The sequence below is a fragment of the Candidatus Nealsonbacteria bacterium DGGOD1a genome (assembly GCA_022530585.1).
Taxonomy (GTDB): domain Bacteria; phylum Patescibacteriota; class Minisyncoccia; order Minisyncoccales; family UBA5738; genus UBA5738.
This window is the reverse complement of sequence record CP092821.1, coordinates 394451-413375: the sequence shown is the minus strand read 5'-3', so window position 1 is coordinate 413375 and position 18925 is coordinate 394451. Positions and strand designations below refer to the sequence as shown.

Annotated in this window: 17 protein-coding genes; all 17 read right to left on the bottom strand. The window is 47.2% G+C overall.

Annotated elements, in window-relative coordinates; all coding sequences use genetic code 11:
• Positions 1-239 precede the first annotated feature (239 nt).
• The 17 genes from ppsA to L7H18_01920 all read right to left on the bottom strand — a co-directional run bounded on the left by ppsA (position 240) and on the right by L7H18_01920 (position 18841).
• Positions 240-2636 (bottom strand): phosphoenolpyruvate synthase, encoded by a 2397-nt coding sequence (gene ppsA / locus L7H18_02000; protein ID UMX48297.1) that lies wholly within the window; start codon positions 2634-2636, stop codon positions 240-242.
• Between the two features lie 30 nt (positions 2637-2666).
• On the bottom strand, positions 2667-3662 hold the full coding sequence (locus tag L7H18_01995) for a virulence RhuM family protein (protein UMX48296.1): 996 nt from the start codon (positions 3660-3662) through the stop codon (positions 2667-2669).
• Between the two features lie 27 nt (positions 3663-3689).
• On the bottom strand, positions 3690-4214 hold the full coding sequence (locus L7H18_01990) for a hypothetical protein (protein UMX48295.1): 525 nt from the start codon (positions 4212-4214) through the stop codon (positions 3690-3692).
• Positions 4215-4341: 127 nt separating this feature from the next.
• Entirely contained in the window at positions 4342-5016 is a 675-nt protein-coding gene (locus L7H18_01985; protein ID UMX48294.1) for a nucleotidyl transferase AbiEii/AbiGii toxin family protein, read from the bottom strand.
• Entirely contained in the window at positions 4989-5225 is a 237-nt protein-coding gene (locus tag L7H18_01980; protein UMX48293.1) for a hypothetical protein, read from the bottom strand. The genes L7H18_01985 and L7H18_01980 overlap by 28 nt, the downstream gene beginning before the upstream one ends.
• Positions 5226-5401: 176 nt before the next feature.
• Entirely contained in the window at positions 5402-7321 is a 1920-nt protein-coding gene (gene acs, locus L7H18_01975) for an acetate--CoA ligase (protein UMX48292.1), read from the bottom strand.
• A gap of 244 nt (positions 7322-7565) precedes the next feature.
• Positions 7566-8588, bottom strand: coding sequence for a type I glyceraldehyde-3-phosphate dehydrogenase (gap, locus tag L7H18_01970; protein ID UMX48291.1), 1023 nt, complete (start codon positions 8586-8588; stop codon positions 7566-7568).
• Positions 8589-8814: 226 nt separating this feature from the next.
• Complete coding sequence (locus L7H18_01965) at positions 8815-9045, bottom strand: glutathione S-transferase N-terminal domain-containing protein (protein ID UMX48290.1); 231 nt, start codon at positions 9043-9045, stop codon at positions 8815-8817.
• Between the two features lie 16 nt (positions 9046-9061).
• Positions 9062-10084: a hypothetical protein gene (locus tag L7H18_01960; GenBank protein ID UMX48289.1), complete on the bottom strand. Its 1023-nt coding sequence runs from the start codon at positions 10082-10084 to the stop codon at positions 9062-9064.
• Positions 10085-10332: 248 nt separating this feature from the next.
• A complete protein-coding gene (locus tag L7H18_01955) occupies positions 10333-10554 on the bottom strand; it encodes a disulfide oxidoreductase (GenBank protein UMX48288.1) in 222 nt (73 codons plus the stop codon).
• Positions 10555-10561: 7 nt separating this feature from the next.
• On the bottom strand, positions 10562-11068 hold the full coding sequence (locus L7H18_01950) for an iron hydrogenase (GenBank protein UMX48287.1): 507 nt from the start codon (positions 11066-11068) through the stop codon (positions 10562-10564).
• 162 nt (positions 11069-11230) lie between these two features.
• Positions 11231-12979 carry a [FeFe] hydrogenase, group A gene (locus L7H18_01945; GenBank protein ID UMX48286.1) on the bottom strand — a complete coding sequence of 583 codons (1749 nt, stop codon included), beginning with the start codon at positions 12977-12979 and terminating at the stop codon, positions 11231-11233.
• Between the two features lie 263 nt (positions 12980-13242).
• Positions 13243-14055 (bottom strand): transposase, encoded by an 813-nt coding sequence (locus tag L7H18_01940; GenBank protein ID UMX48285.1) that lies wholly within the window; start codon positions 14053-14055, stop codon positions 13243-13245.
• Between the two features lie 6 nt (positions 14056-14061).
• Positions 14062-14649 (bottom strand): hypothetical protein, encoded by a 588-nt coding sequence (locus L7H18_01935; protein ID UMX48284.1) that lies wholly within the window; start codon positions 14647-14649, stop codon positions 14062-14064.
• A 2-nt stretch (positions 14650-14651) separates the two neighbouring features.
• The gene (locus L7H18_01930) at positions 14652-15635 is read right to left on the bottom strand and encodes a hypothetical protein (protein UMX48283.1); all 984 of its coding nucleotides are present in this window, start codon (positions 15633-15635) and stop codon (positions 14652-14654) included.
• Between the two features lie 215 nt (positions 15636-15850).
• Complete coding sequence (locus L7H18_01925) at positions 15851-18448, bottom strand: AAA family ATPase (protein UMX48282.1); 2598 nt, start codon at positions 18446-18448, stop codon at positions 15851-15853.
• Between the two features lie 18 nt (positions 18449-18466).
• Positions 18467-18841 carry a hypothetical protein gene (locus L7H18_01920; protein ID UMX48281.1) on the bottom strand — a complete coding sequence of 125 codons (375 nt, stop codon included), beginning with the start codon at positions 18839-18841 and terminating at the stop codon, positions 18467-18469.
• Positions 18842-18925: the final 84 nt, after the last annotated feature.

Here is an 18925-nt window from a genome sequence, read left to right as displayed (position 1 = left end):
AACAAACTCGAGTGTTGACAAAGTCAATTTTTATTATAGTCTTAAAACGAGGTGATTTTCATACATACATTGATAGGCACAATCGCAGGGTTTTTGCTATATCTGATAGTGGTGATCCCAAATTTAGATTTGATCGTTAAAAATAATCTGATCGAAATCGTAGCGATCCTTTTTGGTTGTGTATTAGTCTATGCGGGATCATATATCGGAGATAAATTGGCAAATTAAAGTTGCCTTTTTTATTTCCGCAGACCGCCCAATTTGATAATCGTTTTCATCACGCTGTCGGGATTGAGCGACATGGTTTCGATGCCTTCTTTCATAATAAATTCCGCGAATTCCGGATAGTCGCTGGGGGCTTGGCCGCAAATGCCGATATATTTGCCTCTGGCCTTGCAAGCTTTGATCGCCTGCGCCACTAAAATTTTCACTGCTTCGTTGTTCTCGTCGGCAATGTGCGTGAGCTGGCCGGCATCGCGATCCAAACCCAGTGCCAACTGCGTCAAGTCGTTGGAACCGATCGACATTCCGTCGAAAATATCCAAAAATCGGTCGGCTAAAATCACATTGGAAGGAATCTCGCACATCACCATAATTTTCAAACCGTTGGCGTTTGATTCCAAACCGTTCTTTTTCATCACATCGATAACTTTCCCGCCTTCCTCAACCGTACGGCAAAAAGGAACCATCACCCACACATTGTCCAAACCCATAGCTTCCCTCACTTTTTTAATCGCCGCGCATTCCATCGCAAACGCCGGCTCGAAGCGCGGGTCGTAATAACGGGACGCGCCGCGCCAGCCGATCATCGGATTGGATTCCAAAGGCTCATAGTCTTTGCCGCCCAACAGCGCACTGTACTCGTTGGTTTTAAAATCCGAAAACCGCACGATCACATGTTTGGGATAAAACGCCGCGGCGATCGTAGCAATACCTTCGGCGAGCTTATCCACGAAAAATTCTTTTTTGTCTTTGTAGCCGGCGGTGATCCGCTCAATCTGCGCCTTAACTTTTTTGTCTTTTAATTTAGCGAAATTTATCAACGCCAGCGGATGCACTTTCACTTTGTCGGCAAAAATAAATTCCACTCGCGCCAATCCCACGCCGTCATTGGGCAAAAACGACGCTTTGAACGCGCCTTCGGGAGTGCCCACATTAAGCATAATCTTTGTCGGCAATTCCGGAACCGCGCCCAGATCGTATTCTTTTTTCTCATAAGGAATTTTTCCGGCGTAAACCCGGCCTTCCAACCCCTGCGTGCAATCGGCCGTGGCCATCACCCCGCTTTTTAACGCTTTGGTGGCGTTTCTCGCGCCCACGATGCAGGGCGTGCCCAGTTCGCGCGAGACAATGGCCGCGTGGCAGGTTTTGGTGCCTTCGTCGGTCACGATCGCCGAAGCGATGCGCATGATCGGCACCCAGTCCGGATCGGTCATATTCGTAACCAAAATCTCGCCTTTCTTGAATTGGTTGATCTGTTTGACATTGGGAATGATGTGGATTTTGCCCTGGCCGATCTTGTTCCCCACGGCGATTCCGGTTACCAGCGGTTTGGCGTTGGTTTTAACTTCATATTCTTCGTACACATTTTTGCCTTCGTTTCCGGCATAGATGGTTTCGGGCCGCGCTTGAACAATGAACAACTGGCCGCTCTTACCGTCTTTGGCCCATTCAATGTCCTGCGGCCCTTGGTAATGCTCTTCGATGATCACCGCCCATTTGGCCAGCTGTTCGGCTTCTTTGTCGGTGAGCGAAAATTTCGCCCGATCCTTCGCCGAAACTTTCATTTCTTTCAAGCCGACTTTCTTGTCAAAAATATATTTAATGTCTTTGTTGCCCAATGTTTTGGAAATAATCGCGGTTTTTCCAGCTTTAAGGGCGGGCTTAAAAACATAATATTGATCGGCCACCACATGGCCTTTCACGATCATTTCCCCCGCGCCGTAGATTGAATTTATCAATACCGCGTTGCGAAATCCGGTTTCCGTGTCCAAGGTAAACATAATCCCGGCGGAAGCCATATCCGAACGCACCATTTTCATCACGCCCACCGACAGCGCCACTTTGAGCGTGTCAAAACCTTTTTCGGCGCGATAAACGATCGCCCGATCCAAATACAACGACGAAATGCATTTCTTCACCGCGTCCAGCAGTTCCGCGGGCGTATCGATGTTTAGATAAGTTTCGTGCGCGCCAGCAAACGACGCTCCGGCCAAATCTTCCGCGGTCGCGGACGACCGCACCGCCACATTCAAATTTTTGGTTTTGTAATATGCCGACAATTCCTTGTAGGCCGCCAAAATTTCATTTTTAAAATCCGGCGGAAATTCTCCTTTAAGCACCAGATTGCGCGCGGCAATGCTGGCTTTTTTGAGCTGTTTTAGATTATTGACATCCAAGCCGTTGAATATATCTCCCAATTTTTTATCGATCCCGTTGAATTTCAAATAACGCCAAAAAGCCGTGCTGGTGGTGATAAATCCGTTGGGCACCGGCACGCCTTTTTCGCCCAGCTGGGAAAACATCTCGCCCAACGACCCGTTCTTCCCGCCCACCAACTCCACATCCTTCTTGGTCACCTCCTTAAACCAAACCACATTTTTCTGGTTGATATTTTGATTGATATCTTGCTTCATATTTTGATTTTCTGTTTCCATAGTATTGTTTTAATCCGCGATTAGATTTTTAATAATTTTTATCATTATTTCTTTTTCTTTCCGATCGCTTTGGGCAACCAACAACGCCAATGCCGTTAACGCGTTATCATTAATTTTGCGCTCGCCCGACTGGCGATAAAGCGTGTTTGTTTTGTCCAAAAAATATACAAACAAAAACGAACCGATCCGCTTGTTGCCATCAGAAAACGGATGGTCTTTGATAATCAAGTATAGCAAATGCGCCGCCTTGTCTTCAAGCGCGGGATATAAAACTTGGCCACCAAACGACTGATATAGCGCGCCGATAATTCCCTCAAAATTTCCGTCTCTTTGGCTACCAAAAAGGTCGCTTGCCTCGCTTTTACCCATTAAATCCACCTTAATTTTGGCGATAACCTCAACGCAATCATCATATTTCAAAACATACTTTGTTTTTGCGCCCTTACTCTCCGAAATCTCACCCTTATCGTATTGCTCAAGCAAAGAAAGTGTTTTCGCGTAACCGGAAAGCAAATTCAAAATTTCGCTTTCTTGTCCCGCCAATAATTCCGTCTTTGATTTTTCTTCTAAAAAATAAATCACGCTTTGCAGTTCCGCAAATTTCTCTTTTGCCTCCAAAATCCTCTTTTCGTTGATTGCGTAACCCTTAACCAAATAATTTTTTAGCATTTTAGTTGCCCAAATACGAAACTGCGTTGCTCGCGCCGAATTAACCCTATAGCCAACCGATATGATTACATCCAAATTATAATAATCCACTTTGTATATTTTTCCATCCGCCGCAGTTGTTGCAAAATTTGCAACAACTGATTTTTTAAATAATTCTTTTTCTTTAAAAATATTCTTAATATGACGAGAAACTGCCGATTTATCCCTGTTGAACAAATCTGCAATCTGATCCAGCGAAAGCCACGCAGTTTCCTTTTCAAGCCGCACGCTTAACTCCACCTCGTTTTTCGCGGTTTTGTAAATAACTATTTTATTTTGCCCAATTTTTTCCTTCATATTTTTTGGCACCACACCTCATTTTGATTATTTCCATAGCCGCGGCATCATATTCCAGCAAATATCAAAAGTTTCTTTTGAAACAAGATTGCGATGGTTATTCATGATGTAAGGTAAATTTCTGATGCCGGCGCCGGGGTAAACGCCAACGATTTTCGCGTCTTTGTCGGCAATGGTAATAATCTTTTGTTTATTAATGTCCACTCCCGCCTCGCGCAGACCGTAATCGGCCACATCGCCAATATCTTTATAACCGGAAATCCAACCGCCCAGACACTCCGCAAAATATGCCCCCGCACCACAGCTTGAATTGATACACATTGCTTCATCGCCCAAAGAATACACATAAAATTTCGATTCCATAACAGTGTCATCCGGCGGCGCCCAACCGATCGAATCACCCGCTTTCTCCGCCGCATCCATACCAACGAAAATGGTTTTATATTTTTTAACCCCAAAAGGGTATTTTTGCATAAAAACGACACCGGCAACCAATATAATTGCCAAACCAATGCCTGCACCGATGAAAACATTGATTTTGGGACGCGCCATATCAATCAATCACTTCAAGCACGCCAACACTCGCGGAATCGCCTTTGCGCGCTTTGATTAGTGCGTTATAAATTTCCGACCAACGAGAAACTTCAACAATACTCCGCCGGCTTTGCCACGGGGTAGTTTATTTTAAATCCATTATTTTTTTCATAATTTGCGGCACTTCACTTTTAAAATATTTTTTAATTTGACCCCAATTCGCTTTAAATTTTATTTCCGGGTCAGAATCCGCCTCCGCGTCTTCAAAATAGGCCAAACTCTTTAAAATGTGGTGATAATCGTGCGCTACGCTTGGATATTGTTTCCCCAACCTTCTAACGATATTTTCCAGCGGCTCAATATTCTTGGAACACCAATACAAATCAAAAAAATCCCGCTTTCGGCCTCTTTGCGAGATAGCGATAATTTTCATCACCGCGATATCCCGGCTCGTCAAAATATTGATCGCCCCATGCTTGATAAAATCATCTGCCGGTATAAAAAAAGGATAAGCGATAAAACTCGCTTTCGCACCGAATAATTCGCCATAAATCGTATTTTCTTCATCGAGATTTGTTTTCCAATCGGCAATATCTAAAAAATTGGCCAAAACTTTTTTGGTATCAAAGCTTCGTCCGGCCATAAAAAAATCCAAATCGAATGATTTGCGATGCCCTGCCTGTAATGCCAGCGCCGTGCCGCCCGCCAAGTACCAGCCGCTTCCTTCCAGCCAAGTTTGAGACGACAAAAAATCAAACGCAATTTTGGTTTGTGGCGGTAAAATTCCAAAATTCAATAATTTTCCAGAAGCAGTTTCCATGCATTTTTGGTGCGCGGACGCAAACAGCGCGATTTGTCCACGATCTTTTTTATCAGCGCTTTGTCGTAATAATCCCACATCCATTTTACCTCGGCATCGTTGCCGAAATCCAAAATCCGCTCAATCACATATTGCGCGTTTTTTTTAGGGTCTATATTTTTGGGATTAACATCCCAAAACAATGCCTGCCGGAATTCCATTGTCTCCATACTGCTATTTTACCACATTTTTTTGAATTACGAAATGCGTTGAGGCGAGCGTTTCGTAGTTCAAAAATTTCAAAACAAAATCCCGCAAAAGCGGGAAATTGAAAAAATACAATTTACCGGGGTCGCACCCCTGCTTCGCTGAAGCTACGCAGGGGAACGACCCAAAATACAAATTCCTATACAGAATTGACAGTGTTTTTGATGCTTTCCACGCTTTCGGGATTGGCCAAGGTGGATAGGTCGCCCAGTTCTTCTTTGGTGAAAACCTTGCGCAAAATGCGGCGCATTATTTTGCCCGAACGGGTTTTGGGCAGATCGGCCACAATGAAAACCTGGTGCGGAGTGGCAATCGGACCGATCGTGGAACGAATTGCCGCCACGACTTTTTCTTTTAATCCCTCAACATTAGATTGGCTTTTGGGCACCACAAACGCCACCGGCACTTCGCCCTTTATCTCATCCACCACGCCCACCACCGCGCATTCGGCCACCATCGGTTCGTGGCACGCCGCGCTCTCCAGTTCGCCCGTGGTCAAGCGATGTCCCGCCACTTTGATCATATCGTCGGCGCGTCCCACCACCCGCAACAACCCGTTTTTATCGCGATAACCTAGATCGCCGGAAAAATATAGTTTGTTTTTATACTGGCTCCAATAAGTATCAATAAATTTTTGTTCATTACCCCAAACGCCGCGCAACAACCCCGGAGTAAACGGCGGCACCAGCACCACGCTGCCTTCTTTGTCCGCAGGACAAATTTTGCCCGCCTCGTCAACCACGCGAATACGAATCCCCGGCAGCGGCAATCCGGTATGTGCCGGCTTGAACGGCCCGATTCCCGGCAAAGATGTCGCCACAATCCCGCCGGTTTCGGTCTGCCACCAAGTATCCAGGATGGGACATTTCTTTTTTCCCACCTCGGTAAAATACCAGTTCCACGCCTTCTCCGAAATCGGTTCGCCCACCGACCCCAAAACCTGCAATGTTTTTAACGAATACGGCTTCAAAATTTCCGTACCGTTTTTCATAAACATTCTAATCGCCGTGGGTGCGGTATAAAACACGGTCACACCGTATTTATCAATCACGCTTGCCCAACGATCGGGATTGGGATAATCCGGCGAGCCCTCAAACTGTATAAAGGTTGCACCGTTCAATAGCGGGCCATAACAAGAATAAGTGTGTCCGGTCACCCAGCCGATATCCGCCGTAGACCAGAAAATATCATCATCGGTTAAATCAAAAATCCATTTATCGCTGGCATAGGCCGAAACCATATACCCGCCGCAAGTATGCATCGCCCCCTTGGGCTTGCCGGTGGAGCCGCTGGTGTAAAGAATAAACAACGGATCTTCGGCATCCATTACCGCCGGCGCGCATTCATCGGATTCGCCGCGAACAATTTCTTCATACCAAACATCGCGCGCTTGCGTCCACGGCACTTCATTCCCCGCGCGCTTGACCACCACCACCTTCTCTACGGCCGTGCCGCTCAATGCTTCATCAGCCTGTTTTTTCAGATCAACGATTTTCCCGCGGCGATAATAACCGTCCACCGTGACCAGAACTTTGGCGCCCGCATCCTGCAAGCGCACCTGCAAGGCCGCCGCCGAAAATGCGGAAAACACCACTGAATGCACCGCGCCGATGCGCGCGCACGCCAAAATGCTCACCACCACTTCGGGGATCATCGGCAAATAAATTCCCACCCGGTCGCCCTTTTTGACGCCAAGTTTTTTTAAAGCGTTGGCAAACTTATTCACCTGGCGGTATAAATCGTAATAAGTGATGATCCGCGCCGGCTGGGCGGAATCGTCCGGCTCCCAGATCAGCGCCACCTTGTTTTTCCGCGCCGCCAAATTCCGGTCCAAACAATTCTCCGCAATATTCAACTTCGCCCCCGCAAACCACTTGATATGCGGCGGCGTGTCCATATAGGCCTTAGTCCACTTTTTGCGCCAAAGCAACTCCTTGGCAATGGTTTCCCAAAACTTCACCGGATTTTTCTCGGCGAGCGCATAAACCGCCCTTGACTTCAACCAAGCCCGCTTCTTCGCCGCCGCGTCCGGCCAATACAATTCCCCTTTTTTAATCATGGATTTTTTAACTTTATAGAGATATTCGCTAAGTTGAAAATACTATTCACATCACACTATGAACCCGCACCGGTGATGGGAATCATTGAAATCATTTGATTCCTTAATTTTCGCACTTTTAGTGCGGTTTTTAAATGTGATTTCAATATATAGTTCAACCCTGATAGAGTTTCGTCTCTATTGGGGTTTATTATTTTAATTCGCGCCATCAATATACGCGAAATTATTAACTCGTTTTTTCATTTTAGATTTTATTACCCACGAATTCGGCAAATTCCGCCAGGCGGGTGGAATAGCCCCACTCGTTGTCGTACCACGCCACGATTTTGACCATATTGCCGTTGGCCATTGTCAGCCCCGCGTCAACGATTGAGGAATAGCCGCTGCCGATATAATCGCTGGAGACCAGCGGCGCGGTTTCGCAAAACATAATGCCTTTGAGCGGCTTTTTCTTGGAAGCCAATTCCAAAGCGCTGTTGACTTCGGCGGCGGTAGTTTCCCGGCCAAGTTCGCAAACCAAATCCACCACCGATCCGGTCGGTACCGGCACGCGCAAGGCAATGCCGTCCAGCTTGCCTTTCAAATCGGGAATCACCTTGCCAATGGTTTTGGCCGCGCCCGTGCCGGTGGGAATAATATTCAATCCCGCCGCCCTGGCCCGCCGCAAATCGTTATGCGGCAGATCAAGAATTTTTTGGTCATTGGTATAGGCGTGCACCGTGGTCATAAAACCTTTCACGATGCCGAAATTTTCATTCAAAACTTTTGCCACCGGCGCCAAACAGTTGGTGGTGCAAGAACCCATATCCATAATATCGGTTTTGGCCGGATCATAATCATCGGCGTTAATGCCCAATAAATATGACGGAACCTTTTCGCCATCCTTGGACGGCGCCGAAATCACCACTTTCTTGGCACCCGCGATCAAATGCTTGGCCGCGTCATCGTATTTCGTGAAACGGCCGGTGCACTCCAAAACCACATCCACGCCCAATTTTTTCCAAGGCAAATTCGCCGGATCGGTTTCCGCGAAAATCGCCGCGCGATTATCGCTCTTTTTGCCGCGCACGATTATTTCTTTTTCCGAAACTTCAATCTCTTTATCCCACCGGCCATAAATGGAATCATATTTTAAAAGATGGGCGATAACTTTGGGATCGGTGGGATCGTTTACCGCCGCCAAATCCAACTCCGGGTGTTTGTCCAAGATCAATTTAAAAACATGCCGACCGATTCTTCCAAGACCATTGATTGCGATTTTAGCCATAAGTATTGCTAATTTTCAATTTACAATTTTCAATGAATGTTCCAAATCGCAATGTTTCAAACAAAATGCAGGTTGGCATCCCGTTTGTTCATTGGATCATTGAAAATTCAATGTCCGCCGGAGGCGGACCCGTCCTTTGGCGGGAAAATTGAAGTTTGAAAATTGAAAATTATTTTTTACCAAAACTGGCGCAAATTGATGCGTCAGTTCCAATGTTTTCGATTTTTTATTTCAACTTCAACACTTCATCGATCTGTTCTTTGTCAAACCCCACGATTATTTTGCCGTCCACATTTACCACCGGTACGCCAATTTGGCCGGATAACTCAATCATCTCATCCCTCTCTTTTTCGTTTTCCGAAACATCGACATCGGTGAATTCAACCTTTTTTTCTTTCAAATAGTCTTTCAATGTTGAACAATACGGGCAAAACGGCGTTGAATAGATTTTGATCATGTTTCTTGAGCGATATTTAGTTGGTCGCGCAACCTTCCGCCGCGCCCGTGTTTGCCGCCGCCGTACCCGCGCCGAATCCGGTTGAAGGCTGATCATCAGACAGCGCCGTGCCGCATTCGGACGGCTGGGTATTGAACGCCGAACAAATAAGCTGTTTAAACGCTTCGGGCGATCTGCTCGCCAATAATGAGGAAGCATCGGTATCGTTGATTACGATCGTGGGCGACCCCTGCACTCCATATTTCGTGTTCAAATCATCATTAACCGCGAATTTCGGGAATTGTTCGCTGATCCATGTTGTCTTGTCGTTGTAATCGGCGGTAATTTTGAATTCTTTGTCAACCGCCGCCGTGCACGCGCCCAATTTGGATTGATCAACCCCCGCCGAAGTCAAGCATTTGGCGTATCCGGCCGTGCCGTCCGCGGCGGTCGTCGCGACCGTAAAACATTTCAAATAAGCGGCGTATTTGTCTGATTGATCCTTTTGAATGCAGTACTGCCGCAAGTTTTCGTCAAGTTCTTTTTTGCCGTGCATCGCGTAGTTCACGAAATATATGCCTATCGTCGCTTTGTCTTTCAACAAATCGTAAACCGGCAAATACATTTTTTGCGCCTGCAAGCCATAGGGGCAATAACTCATCACAAAAACTTTCACATCCGGTTTGTCGGTCTTCGCAACATCCGTGTTCGCGCTCTCGCTTTCCAAAGATTTATCCAAGGGGATCGCCTGCGGAATTCCTTCCGCGAAGAAAAGCGCGCCGTCTTTCGTGACATAAGCGGCATAATCTTTTTCCTGAACCGTCAATTTGAATGTATACATTCCGTTTTCGCTTTTCACATCTTTATAAGTGGCAACCATTCCTTGCGAAAGCATATTCTTGTTGACATAGTCAATCGCTTTCTTGGCCGCGTCATCGGCTTTCATCGTTTTCAGCGGGCGAAATTGCGCCGGCATCCAGAAATACGCTCCCGCGGCAATCGCGGCGAACAGAATCAATCCAACTGCCGGTATCAACACGCTTTTCTTAACTTTTATCATACGGTTTTTGTTAAATTATTTTTTACAAATTAAATATACCACAAACAACAAACCTTGCAACTAACCCAACCCGCTTACAACCGCTCACCGGGGAGCAAATTTGTGGAGGTTTGACCTCAACTTTTGGGAGGTCAATCCTCAACGAATTTGCGGCAACGAATGGCACGAATGCGAAAACCAAACCTCCCAAAAACTGAGGATTGACTTTCGCATTCGCTCTCAGAGTTAATCCCGATAAGCGGTTACAGCTACTTTTTGATCTTGGGCTTCATCGCGATCGCGTTAAGATCGGCCAACAGCTTCTCCTGGTCGATGCCATAGGACGCGCATATCTGTCCAATCGTTAGGCTTGAAGCTTCAATCTTTGCCATCGGACACCCCAAACACGGCACATTATATTTCGACAAAACATCCTCCGCAACGGAAAGTTCCAGCACTTCTTCCAAAGTGGTTTTTTCGTTAAAAGCCATATTATTTTTACATTTTTTTAAACAATTTTCTTTCAAAAACCGCGAACGCCAATCCGGCGCCCAGCAACGCGGTGATCAACTGCGGCCAGCCCATCATTGATGCCAGCGCCGCGGTCATTTTACCGTGTGTCATCGCCGCCAAAATAACATTCGCGCTCAAAACCAAAAATCCGAATTTCGCCCCGCCGGCAACCGCGGCCGCGATCCAATAATTTGTTTTTTTCAATAACGCGAACACTCCCGCCAACACGGCATTGGACGCCATTATGAACGGAATCATCGGTGCCATCGCCAACGGCAAAGTTCCCGCGGCCAAAGCGATCAAACTGGGAATCACCGCCACCGCGCACGCCGCGCGAAACCCGGCCAGCATCACCGCGCCGAATAAAACCGCGTTGACAATCGTTCCGGTCACCAATTGCGAATGCGCCAACGGCGCCAATACCGCCGCCCCAACCAGCCCCGCGGTTAAAACTATTTCTTTTGATATCGATAATGTTGATAATTTAACCATGATTTCAGTTTCCAATCAACGGTTCTCAATTTTCAATAGATGCAACAATTTCCAATGTGCCGAACAAAAATACAAATACGCACATTGTTAAATTGAAAATTCAATGTCCGCCGGAGGCGAATCCGTCCTTTGGCGGGAAAATTGATAACTGAAAATTGGAAATTATTGTTTTTTGATTTCGCTTTTTCCTTTTTGCGCGTATCGCGTGTGCAAAATTTCGTGAATTTTGTGTTCGTCGTTTCGCAGATCGTCATAAACGGCGGCCACCGCCGGACTTTCGTGGGCAAAACGGATTTGCTTGGCAGCATCGTCGGAATAGAGCCCTTGCGCGCGCTTTTGGCGAATCTCGTCGCTCACCGGCAGGGGCTGGCCGCCGCCGCCGATACAGCCTCCGGGGCAAGCCATAATTTCAACATAATCATAGGCCTTGGGGTCTCTCGCCAGATCGTCCAGAATTATTTTAGCATTTTCCATCCCGTTGGCAATCGCGATTTTCAATTTGATTCCCGCGATCTCAATTTCGGCTTTCTTCAGTCCGGCGATGCCTCTCAAATTATTTAAATCGGCCTGTTCCAAATTATTGCCGGTGATCAGCCAGTGCGCCGTGCGCGCCGCCGCTTCGGTTACGCCGCCCGTGGCGCCAAAAATCGTCCCCGCGCCGGTATAAACGCCAAACGGATCGTCGGCGGTTCCTTCGGGCATATCTTTGAGATTGATTTTGTTTTTTTGCAAAAGCCGCCCCAGCTCGCGAGTGGTCAAAACAAAGTCCGCCGGCGCTAAACCATTGATTTTTTCTTCGGGTTTGAACGCGTCATATTTCTTGGCGGTACAGGGCATTATGGAAACCGAAACAATATCTTCGGGCTTGACAGCGTTATTTTCCGCCCAGCGGGTCTTGATCAGCGAGCCCAGCATATTTTGCGGCGATTTGACCGTGGTAATGTGAGGAATCAAGTCGGGACGATAAAATTCAACATAGCGGATCCACGCCGGACAGCAGGAAGTGAACATCGGCAAAGGCTTGTTTTCTTTAATTCTTTGCACCAGCTCCTTGGCTTCCTCCACCGTGGTCAAATCCGCGGACATATTCGTATCGAAAACTTTGTCAAAACCCAATTTTTTCAACGCCGCAGTTAGTTGGCCGGTAACCACTTTCCCGTGAGGAATACCAAACATTTCCCCGATTGACGCACGGATTGAAGGCGCGAATTGCACCGCCAAAGTTTTCCCCTTTTTGTCTTTCAGCAGCGCGTCCACTTCATCCACCGCGCTTTCAACATCCAGCGCGCCCACCGGACAATGCACGATGCACTGCCCGCAATAAATGCAATCCTTTTTGCCGTCATCGGACGGTTTCACGCCGTTTTCATATCCCCGGCCGTCGATTTCCAAAAACCCGTCCGACTTGCATTCGGTTTCGCCGCCGCGCCGGGAACCGGTTTGGCGGGAGCACATATCAACGCAATTGCGGCAATTGATGCATTTTGATTTGTCCAAAATTATCGGTCCGAATTTAACGATTTCCGGTTCGGGATTGCGCAAAGGATAGGCATTCAAATCGGCCTTTAACTCCAGCGCGTATTTCAACAGCGCGCACTTGCCCTGCCACACGCATTTGGCGCAATCACGCCGGTGCTGGCCCAAAAGCAATTCCAAATTGGTCTTGCGTAAAGCCGAAAGATTTTCGCTTTGCGTGACAACTTTCATACCCTCCTTAATTTTTGTCGCGCAAGCGGCCTGCGGCGCGGCGATCCCTTCAATTTCCACCACGCACATCCGGCAATTCGCCTTCACGCACAAATCCGGATGATAGCACAGCGCCGGAATTTCAATTCCGTTTTCCTTCGCTATTTCAAGTATTGTCTGCCCCTCTTTCGCGTCAATTTCCCTGCCGTCAATTGTTATTTTCATAATTTTGTTGATTGTTATTAACCCGTTTTTTTTCGTTTTGGCAAATAAATTATTCCATTAAAATTATACTACCACAACAAGAGAACCGCCAAAAGGTTTTGTCCCGCAAGCGCGTAATTATTCCCCCGCGCTTTCATATTTATTCCGATTTTTCCAAAAGCGCCGGCAATTTGACAATATCTTTTGCCACAATAATGTCAATATCAATCCTTGCAATGCTCAAAGCATTGCAAAAATTCCGCAATGCTTTGAGCATTGCAAAATTAATCAATAGTCAATTTGCCCAAAAAACTTCTTCCATTTCTTACAATTAGCGCGTCGCGGCAAAATTCTTTATAATTTTGCAAATCGTTGAAAATACTCTTGAAACACTCTCTATTTGTTATATTTAGATTGCGCAGGCCAAACGATTCGCCCAAACTGCAAAAAGGATAATTCAGAGCGAAATCAAACGCCTTGTCGAAATTTTTTATCGCCTCATCAATTCCACCTTCAAACAATTCAAAAGGATTCAATACATGGATGTATGCATCCAAATATTGCAAATATCTTTCCTCTTCAACGATTTTTGCCTTATATGAACCTTGGAAAATATGTCCGGAACCGTTATTTTTAGTATTCTGGTATTCCGTATATCCGGCGCCCAATTTGCGCATAAATTTGGCGATTCCACCAACAATAATTTCTTTCAACAATAAATGAAAATGATTGGGAGACAAATTAAACGATATTATTTCAACTATTGGCTTTTGTTCACCCCACTCTTGCCGCCACTCAAAAGTGTTGCGCCCGTCGCGATAATCGCGCGAACTTAAATTTCGCAATGTTTGTTTTTGGAGAAAAATAAGATCGCTCAAACATCTTGCCAATTTGGTGATAGGGCGTTCTTCGTTAAAAAATCTTAAACACCACAAAAAACGCCAATAATCCGATTTGCTGAAAAAAATTGGCTCTTTTTTAACGCCACGATTATAAACATGAAGGTAACTCCCAACCCCGTAGGGCTCAATCCTAGAACCCATATCAATTATGGCAATGCTCAAAGCATTGCAGAATTTCCGCAATGCTTTGAGCATTGCAAATTATAGACCGATTTCATCGGCAATATTTTGTAAAGAAACCAATCCGATTTGCAAAAATTCATCAAGCGGGATTCCGGCTTTTTCACATTCCAAGATAACGCCACGATTGCATTTTGCCGCGAATGATTTGTCTTTGAATTTCTTTTTCAGTGATTTCAGGCTCACGCTTTGAATCTTTTTATCCGGCTGAACCAATGCCGCGGCCACGATGACGCCGGTCAAAGTCTCGGCCGCGGCCAAGCAATGCTGAATTTTCGTAATTCGCGTTTTTTCTTTCAAGGCGGGAATTGCTTCAAGGCCGTATCCGTGCGACAATATCGTTTCCACTAAAAAATCGCCAGCCCCGGCGTCTTTTAGGATTTTTTCCGCCTTTACGCAGTGTTGTGTCGGGTCATTTTTTGTCAAATCCCAGTCAATATCGTGCAATAAGCCAATTATTCCCCAATCATCCTCATTTTCACCAAACCTGCGCGCCAACGCCCGCATAAAAACTTCGGATTCCCTTGAATGCAATTTAGTCATCGAATCGGTGATGTATCGCTCAAATAACCCGCTTGCCGTTTTTAAATCCATGTCTAAATTATTCATAACTATAGCTTAATCAATTTCTCCAGCAAACTGCCGAAAGAGTTGGCCACGCCTTTGCCGAAGGGGCAGAAGCTGGCCGCGGCCAGCAATTTCACAATATCGCGCGCGCGGCCGATGTCAACCGAATCTAAATGCTCTTTTGAAAAGATTTCGCGCAGGCGATAAACGCCTTCGCGGCAGGGAACGCATTTGCCGCAGTTTTCTTTGATAAAAAATTCCGCCCATCGCAAACCAAGCTCGCGCGGATCGGTTTTCGCGAAATCATAAACCACAATCGAACCGGCTCCGGTTAACGGCGCGTCCAATTCGTTTTCGAGCAGTATCGTGCCGCTGGCGCCGCCGCCCGCTTGAATAAAAAATCCATTTTGAGGCGAATTCCCGGTGGTTTCCAAAATCCGGCGGATCGGCCACGACTCGGGCAATTCATAAACGCCTTCGCCGACGATATCTCCCGAAATTGAATAAAACCGGGTGTTGTCGTATTCGCCGCGGTTGATTTTGGCCGCGAAATAAAGCGTTTCCAAGTTGTTGATCAAGGTAGGACATCCGAACAATCCCGCTTGCGGAGGAAACGGCGGTTTGATTCGCGGCTCGCAACGCTTGCCTTCGATCGATTCCAGAAGCGCGGTTTCCTCGCCGCCCAGATAACCGCCCGGCTCGCGCACAATTTCGATTTGTTTTTCGCCGATAATACCCGCCAGCTTATCTTTGTATTTATCAAAATAATCTTTGCGCAGATAAAGATAACCTTTATCCGCGCCGATGGCGGCCATTGCCAGATCGATCCCTTCAACCGCGATTTCGGGCCAGTTTTCAAGAATGAAAATATCTTTGGAAACCGCGGGTTCGCCCTCGGACACATTGCAAACGACATATTTTTTTTCGCCCTGCGCATCTTTCACCATCTGCCATTTTTGCCACGCCGGGAATCCGGCCCCGCCGCGCCCCTTCAAATTCGCTTCCTTTAATTTCTCGAATATATTCATATTTTTTAAAAAAGTATTTTTATTAAACCTACTGCGTAAATATTTACGCGATGAAATTTTCAGATTTCGAGCGAGCCGAATAAGGAATGAGGAGGCATATTGAGCCTAAATCTGCCGACGATTGACGAATTCGGCGTAGCCGAAATATGGAAATTGCGGTAGGAAATATTTACGCAGCAGATCTATTGTATAGCGATTGAATTTTCAACGCAAGGCTATCCATTTTCACGATCCGACGCCAGCTCCACCCGCCATTCAACCGGATTGATTTCGAATTTCCCGCCGGATTTCAACTCTCCGCCGAGCAAAGCGGTGGCAATCGGATTTTCAACTTTGTCCTGAATCACGCGGCGCATCGCCCGGCCGCCGAAAACCGGATCAAAACCGATTCGGGCCAATTCTCGCGCCAGTTTATCGGTTACTTCAAATTCAATGCGCTTTTGAGCCAAACCGACCCGCACGCTTTCCAGCATCAACCGCGCCACTTGCTCGATTTCCTTTTCGTCAAGCGACCGATACATTACCACCGCGTCGAAGCGATTGACAAACTCGGGTTTGAAAACGCCTTTTTTAAGCAATTCGTCAATAATTAAATTCCTCATATCCGCCGCCGGCATCCCGTTGCCAACCGCTTCCCGAATCAATTCCGCGCCCGCGTTTGAAGTGGCGATGATTATCGCGTGCCGGAAATCAATCTCGCGGCCAAGCCCATCGGTAATCCGGCCTTCGTCAAAAATACTCAAAAATATATCCAGCAAGCGGATATCGGCTTTTTCGATTTCATCGATCAAAAGCAAGGAAAACGGATTTTCGCGCACCGCGCCGGTTAAATACCCCGAATTCCGGTCATTACCAATCAATTTTTCAATCGCGTCCACGGTCTGATATTCGGCCATATTGAGACGGATCATATTCTTTTCCGAACCGAAATAGACTTTGGCCAACTGCTTGGCGGTTTCGGTTTTGCCCACGCCGGTGGGCCCCAAAAACAGGAAATTGCCGATGGTGCGTTTTTGTTGTTTGATTTCCGCGCGCGAACGCCGCATCGCGTTGGCGATTTCCGCCACCGCTTCTTTTTGGTTCACCAAGCCTTCGTGGATCAAATCCTCAAGGTTGAGCAAAATCTCTTTTTCCTCGTTTTGCGCCGCGCCGGCCGGCATATTGTATTTGCGGGTGAAAAACGCGGCGACTTCCCCGGGCGAAACCATTCTGTTTATCTTGCCTGAAGAATTCATTTTATTGGAAACAATATCATCCAGAAGATCGACGGCGACTTCGGGGAAAACGCGCTCGCCGCCGATCATTTCGCAAAGCTTCACGATTTCCTTCAGCGTCGCAATCGGAAAAAACAACCCGGTCGCGGCTTCGCGGCGCAAACTTTCCTCTTTTAACACGCGCATCGCGTCCCGCGCCGTCACCGGCGGCAATTCAATCTTGGTGAACCTTGCGGCAATGTCGCCAGCCGTTTCGATTGAACGGCGCAAGCCTTCGGGAGATGTGATTCCGATAACGCGAAAACCCGGAACCGCTAAATATTTGTTAAGTATCGGGCTAATATCGATTTGCGCCAATTTCCGCCCATCGGCGCGCGAACCGATATAATTTTGAATTTCCGGAATAACGATCGCCACATTGCGCGCCGCGACCGCTTCATAAAAAATTTTCTCTATTACCGCGACCAGTTTTGATCTGTCGGAGTTCCGGCCGATAACGCTCTGCATATCCAGTTCCATGATCCGCAGCATCTTCAGCGCCCGCGGTCCGGTTTCACCGGCCACGCGGTTGGCGAAATTGTAAACAACGCTCTTGCGGCCGCAGCCGGTTTGGCCCACCAACAGCACGCCATTCCCGCTTTTCTTCGTTAACGCTTCTTCAAGCCGCTGGATTTCCGATAAATGCAAAACAACGCCGCCGCGGCGCAAAGGGCTGTTTTGCGACAAATCCCTTGAATAAGAATCCAATTCAACGGTATAACCGCCGACAAGGTCGCGCACCAGACTCGTTGGCAATAGCAAACGCAAATTGTCGCGCTCCCAAAATTTTCCCCGGAAAACCCGGTATTCCCGCCGGTTCATCTGCCACAAAACCGCCGACTCGACATCCTCTTTCAAAAGCGCCAGTTCGTCCATCATTTTCTGGAAATCCGGGTCGCGGTTGGCCAAAGCTAAAAACAGCGCGAAAACCGTTATTTTGGAATTGCCGTTTTCCATGGCGATATCAAGCGCGGCCGCCATCACGGCGTCGCGCGATTCCCGATTGGCAGGTTCCGCCGGTTTTGAATCCGCCAACTCAATTGATTTCGAGTTTTTTTTCATCCCGGACAGCAAATCGCGCTTCAAGGTGGCGCGATCAACGCAAAGCCGGTCAAGCGCGAACGACAAATTGTCCGAATCAAGAATATAATACAAAAGCAATTTATCAAACGGCAAATTTTGGCGCGATAGCGTCTTTTTTAATATGCGCGCGGCTTCAAAATCAAGATAGTCGTACAAATTGCCGTCCGCCGCGGATTGATCAAGTTGCCGGCCCGGCCGCATTATCTTCTGGCGCGCGAAAGCAACGGCCAAGGTAAAAGCCATCCAGAAAGAAAGCGAAAGATAAATCGCTCCGGCCAATAAATCTTTATTGATCGCCGCCAAAAATAACGGCGCGGCCGCAAACCCGGCAAACAAAGCGCGCGCCAGTTCAATCAACAGCCCCGCGGCCAGAACAATGAAACTGGCGCGTTTCAAAAATAAAAACAAACCCAGCGGCGCGGCTTTCGCCCGATCCGCCGATTCGAATGTCGCCGACTTTGAAAAATCATCCGCCATAAAATATATTGTTCAACATTAAACCAACAGTCCAAGACCTTTGAACAGAAAATAAAAAATCGCCGGAATCAAAACCAGCCACCCGATATACGCGGCAATTCCTCCGATAAAAACCGCGGCCTCGGCCGCCAACCCAACGGCAATAAAAAACAGCCGCGCCAGCGCGCCGATCATCCGCGAAATCAAATTGCCGAACGCCGCCGAAAACGCGTCGCCGATCTCAAACGCCCGCTTTTGGCGCGAAAATGTCAGTCCCTTCCAAGGTTTTAAAAAATCCCGCAACATATCGGACAGCGCGAAATACTTGGCGGAAAACCACAAATAATTCCCCCAAATTTTTTTGATTTTCGCGGGAATTTCCAAAAAATACCATTCGAAGAATAAACTCGCCATATTCGTTCATTTTATCAAACATTGCCGCAAAAAACAAAAACGGGGTGCGGATCAGGCGCCCGTTTTTCAATTTCCATGCCCAAA

Coding starts and splice junctions, on each gene's coding strand:
- ppsA (UMX48297.1), bottom strand. CDS start 2,636: ATGAAGCAAGATATCAATCAAAATATCAACCAGAAAAATGTGGTTTGG.
- L7H18_01995 (UMX48296.1), bottom strand. CDS start 3,662: ATGAAGGAAAAAATTGGGCAAAATAAAATAGTTATTTACAAAACCGCG.
- L7H18_01990 (UMX48295.1), bottom strand. CDS start 4,214: ATGGCGCGTCCCAAAATCAATGTTTTCATCGGTGCAGGCATTGGTTTG.
- L7H18_01985 (UMX48294.1), bottom strand. CDS start 5,016: ATGGAAACTGCTTCTGGAAAATTATTGAATTTTGGAATTTTACCGCCA.
- L7H18_01980 (UMX48293.1), bottom strand. CDS start 5,225: ATGGAGACAATGGAATTCCGGCAGGCATTGTTTTGGGATGTTAATCCC.
- acs (UMX48292.1), bottom strand. CDS start 7,321: ATGATTAAAAAAGGGGAATTGTATTGGCCGGACGCGGCGGCGAAGAAG.
- gap (UMX48291.1), bottom strand. CDS start 8,588: ATGGCTAAAATCGCAATCAATGGTCTTGGAAGAATCGGTCGGCATGTT.
- L7H18_01965 (UMX48290.1), bottom strand. CDS start 9,045: ATGATCAAAATCTATTCAACGCCGTTTTGCCCGTATTGTTCAACATTG.
- L7H18_01960 (UMX48289.1), bottom strand. CDS start 10,084: ATGATAAAAGTTAAGAAAAGCGTGTTGATACCGGCAGTTGGATTGATT.
- L7H18_01955 (UMX48288.1), bottom strand. CDS start 10,554: ATGGCTTTTAACGAAAAAACCACTTTGGAAGAAGTGCTGGAACTTTCC.
- L7H18_01950 (UMX48287.1), bottom strand. CDS start 11,068: ATGGTTAAATTATCAACATTATCGATATCAAAAGAAATAGTTTTAACC.
- L7H18_01945 (UMX48286.1), bottom strand. CDS start 12,979: ATGAAAATAACAATTGACGGCAGGGAAATTGACGCGAAAGAGGGGCAG.
- L7H18_01940 (UMX48285.1), bottom strand. CDS start 14,055: ATGCTCAAAGCATTGCGGAAATTCTGCAATGCTTTGAGCATTGCCATA.
- L7H18_01935 (UMX48284.1), bottom strand. CDS start 14,649: ATGAATAATTTAGACATGGATTTAAAAACGGCAAGCGGGTTATTTGAG.
- L7H18_01930 (UMX48283.1), bottom strand. CDS start 15,635: ATGAATATATTCGAGAAATTAAAGGAAGCGAATTTGAAGGGGCGCGGC.
- L7H18_01925 (UMX48282.1), bottom strand. CDS start 18,448: ATGGCGGATGATTTTTCAAAGTCGGCGACATTCGAATCGGCGGATCGG.
- L7H18_01920 (UMX48281.1), bottom strand. CDS start 18,841: ATGGCGAGTTTATTCTTCGAATGGTATTTTTTGGAAATTCCCGCGAAA.